The sequence below is a fragment of the Arthrobacter sp. 2MCAF15 genome, assembly GCF_052115605.1.
Classification (GTDB): domain Bacteria; phylum Actinomycetota; class Actinomycetes; order Actinomycetales; family Micrococcaceae; genus Arthrobacter.
In genome coordinates this window covers 85,847-98,191 of record NZ_JBFRGZ010000006.1, presented here as the reverse complement: position 1 = coordinate 98,191, position 12,345 = coordinate 85,847, and the positions used below count along the sequence as shown (strand labels likewise).

The window sequence follows — 12,345 nt, the reverse complement described above, 5'->3', positions numbered from 1 at the left end:
GAAGCCTATTTGAAGCCTATTTGACTTCGAAACCGCGAGTGTCCTGGAATACTTCCTTGGCGCTGTCCGACGAATCCACCTGGGACACGTGGACCTCGTAGCGGCCCGGGCCAAGGTTCACGGACAGGGTGAACAACCCGGAATGGATGGAATCCGCTGACGCCGTCGCGCTGCCGTTGAGGTAGGCACTCTTGGCGTTATCGCCGTCGACCTTGAGGATCTGCCAGCGGAGTTTCCCGCCCTGCACGGTGCTCCGGCCGGTGATCTTGACAGAACCGTCGGCTACGGACGTGCCTTCCTGCGGATCAATGATCCACACGGGAGCCACCATCCCGGCGCTGCGGGACGTCGGCGCGCCCAGCCGGACGTGGTTGAAGGCGACGTAGTCCGTATGACCATCAACCAGCACAACCACTTGGACCTGCTGGCCGGAATCGATCAGGCCCGCGCTGGCCGCGGCTGCCGTCGCGGTGTAGACGAGCTGCTGGATGGCGCGCTCGGCCATGGCGGCATCCACGTTGCTGTTGAAGGCATCCGCGGAGACATCCACCGTGATGACGTTCTTGCCGGAGATCGACGTCGCCAGCTTTTTCGGGTTCTGCCACGGCGTAAAGAAGTCCGGGTCCAGGGGCTTCTGGGACATCATCACGCGCAGGGCCCGCGTGACAGGGTTGTCCTGGTCCGGGACATCACGGAACTCACGGTAAAGGAATGCGTTGTCATTGCTGCGGCCGATCCAATACACCGGAGCCTTGTTCGACGTCTGGGCCGTTTCGAGCGGCGCGCTCGTGGCCGGGACGCCTGAGGCCGGAACAGGAATGAGCTCCGAGGGGCTGCTGGAGTTCGTGATGCCGCTCTGCGGTGTGGCCACGCAGCCGGACAGGAGCAGGGCAGCGGGCAGCGCAAGCGCCAGTGCGGCGCGGCGGGCGCGCCCCATTGATAGCTGCTGAACTCCACGCTTCGTGATGCTGCTGTCCCTTTCCTCTAGCGCCCCGCTTGACGTGCCGGTCAGCGGCACGGCGCTCTTGGGGATGACCGAATTCCAGCATGGCACACGGGTGCGGCCCGTCTGCCGGGTTTGGGCCACGGCGCCGGAACTGCAATGGGAACGATATGAGGCCGATACAAACTTGATACCTAATTTGCTCCGGACCCGCCCGGCGCCCGCGGGTGGCCGGTCGGCATCGGGCGGGTCTGCGGCGGGCACTAGCCCCTTCCTGCGATGAGCTCCTTGATGGCCCCCTCGTGCAAGGCCAGGTAGACAGCGTCCCGGATCTGATTCGCCTCGGGATCCGTCATGGTCCGGGCGAGAGGCCGGAGCACCATCCGGATCAGCGCGTTGGCCTGTCCAGCGCCCTCCGGACTGGATGGCCTGTATTAGTCGGCCCGGAGTGTCAGCGTGTCCGGTCCGCTTTTCCAGGTGAGTGTTCCGCCGGACGATGTCATCTCGATGGGGCCCCGCAGGAAATGCAAAACCCACGCTTCCTGGGTTCCGGCTTCTGCGGGACAGCCCATGGCGCCCGAGGCCACATTTCCCGCGACGAGCGTATTTTCCCTGATCGTTGCGGGACCACTTGCCGGGTTACACGGAGTCTTGACGGCCAGTTGGAGTGATCCGGCCACAGTCGTAAGCCGTACGGTTACAGCGCCGGAGGCCACCCATGGAAGATCCTTGCCATGGGACGTGCCCGAAATGCTGACATACGAGGAGCACGACGCCGACGGCAGGAACCTCGCGCACACTTCCACGGGGGCCGTGGACGGTATTGGTGGATTAACGGAAGCGGGCGGACGGGTAGGGCCAGCAGTCCCGGGACTCACCGTGGTCCCGGGTGCGCAAGCCGTCATCAGAACGCCGGGCAACAGGACCGAGAACGCGCATTTCCAGAACCGAATCCGCCGCATTGCGCTCCCTTGAAGGCCAACATTTATCGGAGCCTATCCTTGGGTGCTGACCATGTCACTACAAAAGCTCTTGCTGATGCCGGGACACCGATGCGTGCCTGGCGCATGCAGCCAGAGCGAATTCTTCTCCTGTGGTCAGGACTTAGTGACGGCGGCGAGTTTGACGTTGTCCTGTTGTCCTTCCCAGATGCCGGTCAGTGTGAGTCGGCCGGCCGGTTGCCCTTCAAGATCCAGCCGGCGGATGACGAGTAGCTGCAGGTCCGCGGTCTCGACTGCGGTGCCGTCGGCGGTGTCGCGTGGGGTAGCCGAGGAGACGTTGGGCACTGCGTTGAGTGTTGGCCCGGTGCTTTGCACGAAGACAGATTCGGCCAGGATTTCGAGTTTTCCCTTCACATCAAGGTATTGCTTGGCCTGGGGGTGGCCGAGCATGATGCTCGCTGCCAATGCCGTCACGTAGACGGGATCAGCGCAGGCATCGTAAACCCATCGTTGGCCAAGAACCGAGTGCTGCATGGTTCCTACCAACCATGATTCCCAGCCGGCCAAGGGCTGGGCCCTGTACGTGAGCGGTACTTGAAAGATGGATCCCGCCGCAGAGACGATAATCGTCTCGATGCCGACCTCGCCAGCAGGGTCGTCGAACCGGTAGGAGCCTACTTTGCTCAGCCCCGCGGCGCCGGACTCCGGGAACCACGGCTGGCTGGGCAGCCACTCTTCGAGGAGTTCGAGTTTCGTCGGCTGCAATTCTGCTTGGTGGATGATCGCCATGACTGCAAGCCTAGCTGCGGCCGCCCGAGCCGGATACGGCGCCGCTGGATCCGAGCTTGTCAGATCCAAACTTCTCCGCCGCGGAGCTCTCCGTCCGCCGTCGATTAGGTTGAACCCATGATGATCGCAAAGCTGCACGACTCGGAGCCCGACATTGACACGGGCCAGGTGGGCCTTTTGGTCGCGGATCAGTTCCCCGAGTGGGCTGGTCTGACGCTGGAGCCGGTGGCTTCCACCGGGACGGACAACGTCATGCTCGCGCTCGGCGACAGGCTCGTCGTACGGCTTCCCCGCACGGCAGACGCGGCGTCCTCGCTATCCAAGGAGTGGAAATACCCGCGCATGCTCGGTCCCCAGTTGCCTGTCCCGGTACCAATTCCCCTGGCACAGGGCGTCTCGGGCCGGGCCTACCCGTGGCCGTGGACGGTGTCCGGCTGGCTGGAAGGGGAAAACCCTGCCCCGGGCCACGCGTACGGAACCGACCTCGCGCTTGATCTCGCACGCTTCATCCGCGTACTGCATGGCGCCGACGTCGGGACTGAAGCGCCCGAGGAAGCGCTGTGGTCCTACCGTGGCGGCCAGTTGGCCGCCAGGGACGCGGCGACGCGTGCCGCGATCGCGAGCTGCGCAGGACTCCTGGACGTCCCGCTCCTTTCAGCGGCATGGGACGCGGCTCGGCAGGTGGCGGAGGGCGCCGGGGAGCAGACCTGGATTCACACGGACCTGCAGCCCGGCAACCTTCTGATCGCCGAGGCACGGCTCGCCGGTGTCCTCGACTGGGGTGGAATCGCCATTGGCGATCCGGCCGTGGACCTGATCGTCGCCTGGAACCTGCTGGAGGATAAGGGGCGCGCCGCATTTCGCGACGCAGTGGGCGTTGACCAGATGACCTGGGAGCGCGGCCGCGCCTGGGCCCTGTCGATTGGAATCATCGCCTATCCCTACTATGTCCACACCAACCCGGCCCTTGCGCGGGTTTCCAGGTATCAAATCGAGCAGGTCGTTGCCGACATCTCGCAGACGGTGTGAGGCTGGGCTTGCCGTTCGCCAATTCCCTATTGGAGGGAGGCGGTCAGGCGATACAGGTTGTCGAATACTTTTTGGGCTAGGGGTCGACGGAGCCAGTCCTCGAGCTGCAGCTCACGGCTTTCCATGCGGTACCCGTCTTCGATCCCCCGAATTGCGTCCACAAAACCGCGCCCGTGCACAAGTACGGATACCTCCATGTTGAGGCTGAAGGAACGGACATCCATGTTGCTGGACCCAATGACCGCAACCTCCTCATCGATGGTGAAGTGCTTCGAGTGCAGCACTTTGGGTGACCGGTAGAGGTAGATCCTGACGCCGGCGCGGAGCAGTGCCTCGTAGTATGAACGCTGCGCGTGGTAGACCATGCTCTGGTCTCCGACCTCGGAAACAAAGAGCTCGACGCTGAGCCCCCGCGCCGCTGCCGTGACGATAGCCATCAGGATGGATTCGTCCGGGACAAAGTATGGACTCGTGATGCTGACACGCCGCTCAGCTTTGTGGATGAGTGTCGCGTAGAGCTTCAAATTGTTGTCGTTGTCGAAGCTGGGGCCGCTGGGCAGGACTTGCGCGTCAATGAGCACAGAACTGTGGCTGACGCCTATGGGGTTTGAATCCAGTGGCAGTATCACATCCGTTTCGCTGTACCAGTCCGTCGCGAAGACCGCATCCAGTTCCCGGACCACAGGTCCCTCAACGCGCATCATCAGCTCGTGCCATTGGAGCCCGCGCTTCAGGTTGGCCTTCGTGTCGTAGCTCGCGTCGATGACGTTCTGGGATCCAGTGAATCCCACGCGGCCATCTACAACCAGGATCTTCCGGTGATTGCGCAGGTCCGGCCTCTGCCATTCGCCACGCCACGGCCGCACCGGCAGCATGGGGCGATATTCCGCCCCTATCTCCTGGAGGAAGCTCAGGGTTTCTTTCCGGCCGGGGAACTTCAGGCCAGCCAGATGATCGGACAGAACCCGGACGTCGATGCCGCGTAGTCTTGCCCGGGCCAACGATTGAAAGAACGGCGCTGTGGTTGCGTCCAGCACCAGGATGTAAAACTCCACGTGCACGTACTGGGTGGCCGAATCAATCTCAGCGATCATGGCATCGAAAGCGCCGTTGTAGTCGCCCAATAGGGTCGCACTATTGTCCGCGACCATAGGGAGCGCCCCAAGGTTGCTGTTCAACACCACCGCCGAATGCAGCCAGTCCGGCCAGTCAAGGCCGCGGCTGACCAGCGGGCTGCCTTCAGTCCGCGCCAGGACAAGATTGTTGATTTCGCGCTGTTTGTCGCGGCGGGCCTTGGGCAGTTTCGAGTAACCGACAAAGAAAAAAGCGACGGCACCAAGGACTGGGATGAAAATTATGGCGAGCACCCAGGCAATAGCGGAGGATGGACGGCGATTCATCGACACGAGGACAGTTGCGACGGTCACGAGGACTATGTGGATCGCCAGGAGGAGTAAGGCCAACGTTTCCGGGTCCTGAAAGAATTCGCGCACTGCTTCCTAGCCGTTCTTCAATGCTGCGAACGCCATCAGACCAGCACCCGGCTCTTGGTTCTTTCCTCAGGTAAGAACAGGGATGCTGTGAAGAACCAGCAGAAAGTGTCCCAAAAGTTTTCCCAGAAACCCATTTGTCTTTCCTGCTCTCAAAAATGCTTTCTCGTTTCCGGGACGCTCTGTCCCTCAGCCCTGTCCATGGAGGGTATGACTTATTGTTGGCGTCAAGTCCGGGGTGGGCCTCACCCGGTGCGGGTGAAATCCCGGAAATCTTGGCATGCGGGCCAAAGGAGCCCAGAGTTGCCCTCCGCTAGAGTCGGACCATGAAACGGGCAGTGATCCTTGGAGGTACCGGTGTCCTCGGGCGCGCCATCGCGTGGCGGCTGATCAGAGCCGGCTGGGCCGTGGAGATCACAGGCCGGGACCGCAGAAAAATGCCGGTTGAACTGACGGAAGCCGGGGCACGGTTCATCGTCGCCGAACGTCGTGACGACGAAGCCCTGGCTCGTGTAGTCGGCGGCGGTGCGGATCTGCTCGTGGACGCCGTGTGCTACACGGAGGCCGACGCGCGGCAGCTCCTTCCGCACCTTCCCGCCGTGACCTCGGCCGCCATGCTCTCGAGCAAGGCCGTCTACGTTGACGCCGCCGGCAACCACGTCAATTCCGATGCGCCGCCCCGCTTTGACGCCCCCATTCTCGAAAGCAATCCGACTATGGTGCCCGGCGCGGGGAAGTACGACTCCCGTGAAGGCTACGGAGCAAACAAAGTCGCAGCGGAGCATGCCCTGCTGGACAGTGGCCATCCGGTGACGGTGATCCGGGCGTCCAAGGTACATGGCGAGGGCGCGGCCATGCCGCGGGAGTGGATGTTCGTCAAGCGGGTGCTCGACCGGCGCCCGGCGGTGTTCCTGGCCCATGCCGGACTCGGCGGGGACCATACGACGGCGGCAGTCAACACGGCCGCCCTCGTGGAACGGGTCGCCGCCGAACCCGGGCCGCGCGTCCTCAACAGCGCCGATCCGGACGCCCCCAACGCCCGACAGATCGCGGCAGCAATCGCCCAGCATCTGGGCCACCAATGGGAAGAGGTGCTGCTCGATGCCACCGCCCCCGCCGGGCTGGGGGACCACCCGTGGGATTTCCGGCCGCCGTTGGTGCTCAGCACGAAGGCCTCCCTTGACCTGGGCTATGAGCCCGTTGGGACATACGCCCAGACCATCCCGCTTCAGCTCGACTGGCTGGTGCAGGCGGACGCTGCCGGAGCCGTGCCGGGAACCGACGATCCGTTCTTCGAGCACTACATCGACTACGCCCCGGAGGAGCAGTTCACCGCCAGTCGTCCCGGGCGGACACGTTAACGCGCACTACGAGGGCAAACATGGTTTGTCGACGAGGATGGCAGCCTGCGGGTGCTTCTCTGTCGTTCGGGGTGTGCGCACAAGCTGCGCGCGCATCTCAAATCCTTGCTCCGTGAACCGGAGCGCCACGTCGTCGGGGGCATGCAGTTCCGCGCGGAGCTGGACGTCGTGGCCGTAGGCGCGGTCAATAATGCGGTTGCCGCTGCCGGCGTGGAAGGCGATGAGCGCCGAGCCGCCCGGGCGGAGCACCCTCCAGAACTCCCGCGCGATCGCCGGCAGGGTTGCCAGGGGAGAGTGGATGATCGAATACCAGGCGAGGATGCCGTCCGCTGACGCGTCGGCTGCCGGCAGGTCGGTCAGCTCTCCCACTTCGAAGCGCAGTTCGGGATGGAGCCGTTGTGAGACCCTGACCATTTCGGGCGACAGGTCGATGCCGCTGACGTTCAGTCCGGAGTGGCTCAGGTAGCTGCTCATTCGTCCGGCACCGCATCCGATGTCGATCACCAGCCGGTCTGCCGTGGCGCGCATGTGTGCTGCGAAGTGGTCCACCATGGCCAGATCCAGGGGCGCCTCGAAGCTGGTATCCGGCAGCGCCGTCGAATAAGCCTCGGCAACCGTGTCATATGCGGATCTGACGTCTAGCAGGGTCTCGTGATTTGCCATTGATCGAGCCTACCGGCCATGGACGGCGGATTCCTCTTGCCGCTGCAGCCGCCCACGAGAGCCGGTGAGGGAACTGGGGAGGTAGTCCAGGTCCCGGCTGCGGTCGGATTCTTACGTTATGCAACGGGTCCGTGACGTGCTGTGTCGCTGCGCGACTGTGCGTTTCAACCGGGCTTGGGAACCGGGTTCCGTGGTGGTTGATTGGGGCTACCAGCGTCGAAAGGACTCGCCATGACGGAACAATCTGACCTCAGCCCGAAGACACTCCGCCACATTCTCGGACACTTCGCCACCGGACTGACGGTGATCACAGCAGCAACAAAGCACGGACCGGCCGGCTTCACCTGCCAGTCCTTCGCGTCCCTGTCCCTGGAACCGGCGCTGGTCACGTTCAGCCCGGCACGGACCTCCAGCACCTGGCCGCTGCTGCGCGAGGCCGGCCGGTTCACCGTCAATATCCTGCCCGCAGAACACCAGCACCTGGCGGCGCAGTTCGCCCGCTCGGGAGCGGACAAGTTCGCCGGCGTCGACCACTCGCCCTCGCCCCTGGGCAACCCCGTCCTGGACCAGGCGCTGGCCTGGGTCGATTGCGAACTGCACCAGGAGTACGACGGCGGCGACCACACCATCGTCGTGGGCGCGGTCCGCGCGCTGAGCGCCCGCCCCGACGCGGAGCCCCTGCTCTTCTTCAAGGGCGACTATGTGGGTGTCCGGTCCCGGGCCGGCGCGCTGGAGAGCGTGGCATGACCGTGAGCGCCGCCTGGATCGTCGCGGCATGTGGCGTGCTGCTGGCCGGCGCGGGCTTGTGGGCGGCGTGGCCCTGGACGGCGGCGGTGCCAACCGTTCCGGCCCAGGGGCTCGCGCCGGAGGACGCGGAACAGCCGTTCCCGAGGACCGGGGCCCACTGGCTTGATGGGTATGTCATCTTCGGAAACACCTACCTCTAGGAACGCCGGCCGCGCGGACAGCCACCTCCAGGAAACGTAAACCCAGCTCACGCCGGGTGCGCCCGATTCCGGTGCCCGTTCCCCGCCGGCCCGGCGCCCCAAGCATGGCCGCATGCCGACCGGCGTCGGGCGCGCCGCGCTGGCGTAAGATGGAAGGACCCGCTGACCCCGGCCGCGGACGGTGCGAACCGGCCCGGTACGGATCACGGCGACAGACCATATTCATACTGGAGGGGACCAGAGGCCCGCGGGCCAACACCATGACTGAAGCAGCGAACGGCAAGGCCCGGTTCAGCGCCGGAGAGCGCACCGCAGGGGAATTCCCCCACTCCCTACCAGGGTTGCGGACGGAGGTGGTCTTGTTCGACGACTCAGAACAAATGGTCCAGTCGCTGGGCAGCCATGACGAAGCCTTGCGGTTCATCGAAAACCAGTTCCCTGCCGTCGATTTCCACGTCCGGGGGAACGAGCTCGCGATCAGCGGCCCGGCCGCCGACGTGCCGCGGATCATGCGGCTGCTCAACGAGGTACGCGGGCTGGTCGCCAGGGGCACCGTCATCACCCCGGCCGTCCTGCAGCAGCTCGTCTCGCTGCTCCGCAGCCAGTCGCTGCAGAACCCGGTGGAAGTGCTGACCACCAACATCCTCTCCACCCGCGGCAAGACCATCCGGCCCAAGACGCTGAACCAGAAGAACTACGTGGACGCGATCGACGCCAACACGGTGATCTTCGGGATCGGGCCGGCCGGTACCGGCAAGACCTATCTGGCGATGGCCAAGGCCGTCCAGGCCCTGCAGCAGAAGGAAGTCAGCCGCATCATCCTGACCCGTCCCGCCGTCGAGGCGGGGGAGCGGCTCGGCTTCCTGCCGGGTACCCTGAGCGACAAGATCGACCCCTACCTGCGGCCCCTGTATGACGCCCTGCACGACATGATGGACCCGGAATCCATTCCGCGCCTCATGGCCGCCGGCACTATCGAGGTGGCACCGCTGGCCTACATGCGCGGCCGGACGCTGAACGATGCCTTCATCATCCTCGACGAGGCACAGAACACCACGCCGGAACAGATGAAGATGTTCCTGACCCGCCTGGGCTTCGGCTCCAAGATGGTGGTCACCGGCGACGTCACCCAGGTGGACCTGCCGTTCGGCACCCGCTCGGGGCTAAGGATCGTCGAGGAGATCCTGCAGGGAATCGATGACGTCAACTTCTCGGTACTGGACGCCTCCGACGTCGTCCGGCACCGCCTGGTCGGGGACATCGTCAACGCCTACAGCATCTGGGATGAAGTCCAAAGGAACCGGGTCAAGCACTCCGTAGCCCGGGAAACGCGGGGAGAACGCGCATGAGCATTGAGGTCAACAACGAATCCGGCGTCGTCGTCGACGAGGCCGAACTCGTGGCCCTTTCGCGTTTCATCTTCGAACGCCTGTACATCCACCCGCAGGCGGAACTCTCCATCCTGCTGGTGGACGAACCGGCCATGGAGAAGCTCCACCTGGAACTGATGGATGAGCCCGGCTCCACCGATGTCCTCTCCGTGCCCATGGACGAGCTGACCCCGGGCACCCCGGACAAGCCGACACCGCAGGGCATGCTCGGGGACATCGCCATCTGCCCCCAGGTGGCCAAGGTCCAGGCCCGCAACGCCGGCCACTCCACCCAGGACGAGATGCTGCTGCTGACCACGCACGGCATCCTGCACCTGCTCGGCTATGACCACGCGGAGCCGGAAGAGAAGGAAGAGATGTTCGGGCTGCAGCGCGAACTGCTGACCGCCTTCACCGGCAAAGCGGCCCCGTCCGAGACGATTCAGTGACCCCACTGATCCTCGCCGGCATGGCGCTGGTGTTCCTTGGCGTTGCCGCGGTGCTCACCGCAGCCGAATCCGCCTTCAACTTCCTGCCCCGGCACGACGCCGAGCAGGCGGTCCTGCACAGCAGGGGCACGTCGCTCAAACGTATCCTGGCGCAGCCCGTGGGGCACATGCGCGCCCTCCGGTTCTGGCGGGTCTGGTTCGAGACGGCAGCCGCCGTCGCCGTAACCGTCCTGCTCTCCAGCATGCTGGAGAACGTCTGGCTTGCCGGCCTGGCGGCCACCGGCATCATGGCGGTGGTCGGTTTCGTGATCGTCGGGGTGTCCCCGCGCCAGCTCGGCCGGGTTCACTCCGCCGCGCTGGTCCGGTTCAGCGCCCCGCTGGTCCGCTCGCTCTACGCGGTGCTGGGCCCGATCCCGGGTTGGCTGGTGCGGCTCGGCAGCGTCGTGGCCCCCGGCGCGCCCGCCGACAGCGAGGCGTTCTTCAGCGAAGAGGAATTCCGCGAGCTCGTGGACCGTGCCACCGAGTCCGACGTGATCGAGGACAACGAGGCCGAGCTGATCCAGTCCGTCTTCGACTTCGGAGACACCCTGGTCCGCTCCGTCATGGTCCCGCGGACCGACATCCTCACGATCGACTCCGGTTCAAGCCTGCGGCGCGCGATGTCAATGTTCCTGCGCTCCGGGTACTCCCGGATCCCCGTCATCGGCGAAAACACGGACCAGATCCTGGGCATTGTGTACCTCAAGGACGTCGCCGCCTCGCTGCACAACCTCGGCGCCGACGAGCAGCCCCCGGTGGTGGACGACCTCGCCCGAGAGGTCCGCTACGTGCCGGACTCGAAGCTGGTCAGCGACCTGCTGCGCGAACTCCAGAAGGAATCCACGCACGTCGCGATCGTCATCGACGAATACGGCGGAACGGCGGGACTGGTCACGCTCGAGGACCTCATCGAGGAGATCGTCGGCGAGATCGTGGACGAATACGACACCGAAAGCGCCGAAGCCGTGGCGCTCGGCGACGGAACCTACCGGGTCAGTGCCCGCATGAGCATCGAAGACCTCGGCGAACTCTTTGACCTGGAGCTCGACGACGACGAAGTGGACACCGTCGGCGGCCTGCTCGCCAAGGCCCTCGGGCGGGTGCCGATTGTCGGCAGCGCCGTCCAGGTCCACGGACTGTCCCTCCGCGCCGACCGGCTCGAGGGCAGGCGGAACCGCGTCAGCCACATCATTGCGGCCGCCGTAGCAAAAGAAGAAACTGACCTTGAAGACCTTCTCGACGAGGCCGCACCAATCCAACAGGGAGTCTCACGTGAGCAAGCAGAATAAGTCCGACGGCGGCGCAGCCCAGAGCGGCTACCGCGCCGGTTTCTCGGTGCTGGTCGGGCGGCCCAACGCGGGCAAGTCCACCCTCACCAACGCCCTGGTCGGCCAAAAAGTCGCGATCACCTCGGCCAAGCCGCAAACCACCCGCCACACCATCCGCGGGATCGTGCACCGGGACGACGCCCAGCTGATCCTCGTCGACACCCCGGGCCTGCACCGCCCGCGCACCCTGTTGGGGAAGCGGCTGAACGAACTCGTCGCCGACACGCTCGCCGAGGTCGACGCGATCGGCTTCTGCCTGCCGGCCAACGAGAAGATCGGCCCCGGTGACAAGTTCATCGCCGCCCAGCTCGCCGCCGTCGGCAACAAACCGATCATCGCGATCGTGACCAAGGCCGACACCGTGGACCGCCAGGCCCTCACGGAGCAGCTGCTCGCCGTCGCCGCCCTGGGCCGCGAGGTCCTAGGCGAGGAGGGCTGGAAGGACATCGTTCCGGTCTCCGCCACCGACGGCTTCCAGGTCGATACGGTCGCCGACGTGCTGATCAGCCACATGCCCGCGTCGCCGCCGCTGTACCCGGACGGGCACCTGACGGACGAACCGGAAGCGGTGATGATCGCCGAACTCATCCGGGAGGCTGCCCTCGAAGGCGTCCGCGACGAATTGCCGCACTCCCTGGCCGTCGTCGTCGATGAAATCGTTCCGCGGGAAGGCCGGCCCGAGGACCGGCCGTTCCTGGACGTCCGCGTCAATCTGTTCGTCGAGCGTCCCTCCCAGAAGGCCATCATCATCGGCAAGGGCGGCGCCCGGCTCCGCGAGGTCGGAACCAACGCGCGCAAGGGGATTGAGGCACTCCTGGGCGCCCGGATCTACCTCGACCTGCACGTGAAGGTTGCCAAGGACTGGCAGCGCGACCCGAAGCAGCTGGTCAAACTGGGCTTCTGAGCAGGGCCTTTACCTGGCCAATTGCCCGCCTCGCCGCTCCCAAGAGCGTGACCATCGGGGTTTTCTCAGATTCGGACACTAAAATGGGCAGA

At 65.0% G+C, this 12,345-nt stretch carries 13 protein-coding genes; 8 read left to right on the top strand and 5 right to left on the bottom strand.

Annotation, left to right across the window (positions count from 1 at the left end; all coding sequences use genetic code 11):
• Positions 1-16: 16 nt before the first annotated feature.
• From AB4089_RS09225 to AB4089_RS09215, 3 genes are all read right to left on the bottom strand, one after another.
• On the bottom strand, positions 17-937 hold the full coding sequence (locus AB4089_RS09225) for a GerMN domain-containing protein (protein ID WP_441408984.1): 921 nt from the start codon (positions 935-937) through the stop codon (positions 17-19).
• A 440-nt stretch (positions 938-1,377) separates the two neighbouring features.
• Complete coding sequence (locus AB4089_RS09220; protein WP_441408983.1) at positions 1,378-1,848, bottom strand: META domain-containing protein; 471 nt, start codon at positions 1,846-1,848, stop codon at positions 1,378-1,380.
• 192 nt (positions 1,849-2,040) lie between these two features.
• Entirely contained in the window at positions 2,041-2,673 is a 633-nt protein-coding gene (locus tag AB4089_RS09215; RefSeq protein ID WP_441408982.1) for a CG0192-related protein, read from the bottom strand.
• A 117-nt stretch (positions 2,674-2,790) separates the two neighbouring features.
• Between AB4089_RS09215 and AB4089_RS09210 the strand changes: the two genes are divergently transcribed.
• Positions 2,791-3,702 carry an aminoglycoside phosphotransferase family protein gene (locus tag AB4089_RS09210; protein ID WP_441408981.1) on the top strand — a complete coding sequence of 304 codons (912 nt, stop codon included), beginning with the start codon at positions 2,791-2,793 and terminating at the stop codon, positions 3,700-3,702.
• Between the two features lie 26 nt (positions 3,703-3,728).
• Here the strand turns inward: AB4089_RS09210 and cls are convergent, their stop codons facing one another.
• Complete coding sequence (gene cls, locus AB4089_RS09205; protein ID WP_441408980.1) at positions 3,729-5,195, bottom strand: cardiolipin synthase; 1,467 nt, start codon at positions 5,193-5,195, stop codon at positions 3,729-3,731.
• A gap of 323 nt (positions 5,196-5,518) precedes the next feature.
• Between cls and AB4089_RS09200 the strand changes: the two genes are divergently transcribed.
• Positions 5,519-6,553, top strand: a complete 1,035-nt coding sequence (locus AB4089_RS09200) for an NAD-dependent epimerase/dehydratase family protein (RefSeq protein WP_441408979.1) — start codon at positions 5,519-5,521, stop codon at positions 6,551-6,553.
• Positions 6,554-6,559: 6 nt separating this feature from the next.
• On the opposite strand, the gene AB4089_RS09195 is transcribed toward AB4089_RS09200, so the two are convergent.
• A complete protein-coding gene (locus AB4089_RS09195; RefSeq protein WP_441408978.1) occupies positions 6,560-7,216 on the bottom strand; it encodes a class I SAM-dependent methyltransferase in 657 nt (218 codons plus the stop codon).
• 231 nt (positions 7,217-7,447) lie between these two features.
• On the opposite strand from AB4089_RS09195, the gene AB4089_RS09190 reads away from it, so the two are divergent.
• The 6 genes from AB4089_RS09190 to era all read left to right on the top strand — a co-directional run bounded on the left by AB4089_RS09190 (position 7,448) and on the right by era (position 12,253).
• A complete protein-coding gene (locus AB4089_RS09190) occupies positions 7,448-7,963 on the top strand; it encodes a flavin reductase family protein (protein ID WP_441408977.1) in 516 nt (171 codons plus the stop codon).
• Positions 7,960-8,163 (top strand): hypothetical protein, encoded by a 204-nt coding sequence (locus AB4089_RS09185; protein WP_441408976.1) that lies wholly within the window; start codon positions 7,960-7,962, stop codon positions 8,161-8,163. The genes AB4089_RS09190 and AB4089_RS09185 overlap by 4 nt, the downstream gene beginning before the upstream one ends.
• 260 nt (positions 8,164-8,423) lie before the next feature.
• Complete coding sequence (locus tag AB4089_RS09180; protein ID WP_441408975.1) at positions 8,424-9,512, top strand: PhoH family protein; 1,089 nt, start codon at positions 8,424-8,426, stop codon at positions 9,510-9,512.
• Complete coding sequence (ybeY, locus tag AB4089_RS09175) at positions 9,509-9,982, top strand: rRNA maturation RNase YbeY (RefSeq protein ID WP_390202654.1); 474 nt, start codon at positions 9,509-9,511, stop codon at positions 9,980-9,982. The genes AB4089_RS09180 and ybeY overlap by 4 nt, the downstream gene beginning before the upstream one ends.
• Complete coding sequence (locus tag AB4089_RS09170) at positions 9,979-11,310, top strand: hemolysin family protein (RefSeq protein WP_441408974.1); 1,332 nt, start codon at positions 9,979-9,981, stop codon at positions 11,308-11,310. Before ybeY ends, AB4089_RS09170 begins: the two co-directional genes overlap by 4 nt.
• The gene (gene era, locus AB4089_RS09165) at positions 11,294-12,253 is read left to right on the top strand and encodes a GTPase Era (protein ID WP_441408973.1); all 960 of its coding nucleotides are present in this window, start codon (positions 11,294-11,296) and stop codon (positions 12,251-12,253) included. The genes AB4089_RS09170 and era overlap by 17 nt, the downstream gene beginning before the upstream one ends.
• Positions 12,254-12,345 lie beyond the last annotated feature (92 nt).

Excerpts from the sequence above, each read along its gene's own strand:
- AB4089_RS09180 (WP_441408975.1), top strand. The coding sequence starts at position 8,424 with ATGACTGAAGCAGCGAACGGCAAGGCCCGGTTCAGCGCCGGAGAGCGC.
- AB4089_RS09200 (WP_441408979.1), top strand. The coding sequence starts at position 5,519 with ATGAAACGGGCAGTGATCCTTGGAGGTACCGGTGTCCTCGGGCGCGCC.
- ybeY (WP_390202654.1), top strand. The coding sequence starts at position 9,509 with ATGAGCATTGAGGTCAACAACGAATCCGGCGTCGTCGTCGACGAGGCC.
- AB4089_RS09185 (WP_441408976.1), top strand. The coding sequence starts at position 7,960 with ATGACCGTGAGCGCCGCCTGGATCGTCGCGGCATGTGGCGTGCTGCTG.
- AB4089_RS09195 (WP_441408978.1), bottom strand. The coding sequence starts at position 7,216 with ATGGCAAATCACGAGACCCTGCTAGACGTCAGATCCGCATATGACACG.
- AB4089_RS09215 (WP_441408982.1), bottom strand. The coding sequence starts at position 2,673 with ATGGCGATCATCCACCAAGCAGAATTGCAGCCGACGAAACTCGAACTC.
- AB4089_RS09190 (WP_441408977.1), top strand. The coding sequence starts at position 7,448 with ATGACGGAACAATCTGACCTCAGCCCGAAGACACTCCGCCACATTCTC.
- AB4089_RS09220 (WP_441408983.1), bottom strand. The coding sequence starts at position 1,848 with ATGACGGCTTGCGCACCCGGGACCACGGTGAGTCCCGGGACTGCTGGC.
- AB4089_RS09225 (WP_441408984.1), bottom strand. The coding sequence starts at position 937 with ATGGGGCGCGCCCGCCGCGCCGCACTGGCGCTTGCGCTGCCCGCTGCC.
- AB4089_RS09210 (WP_441408981.1), top strand. The coding sequence starts at position 2,791 with ATGATGATCGCAAAGCTGCACGACTCGGAGCCCGACATTGACACGGGC.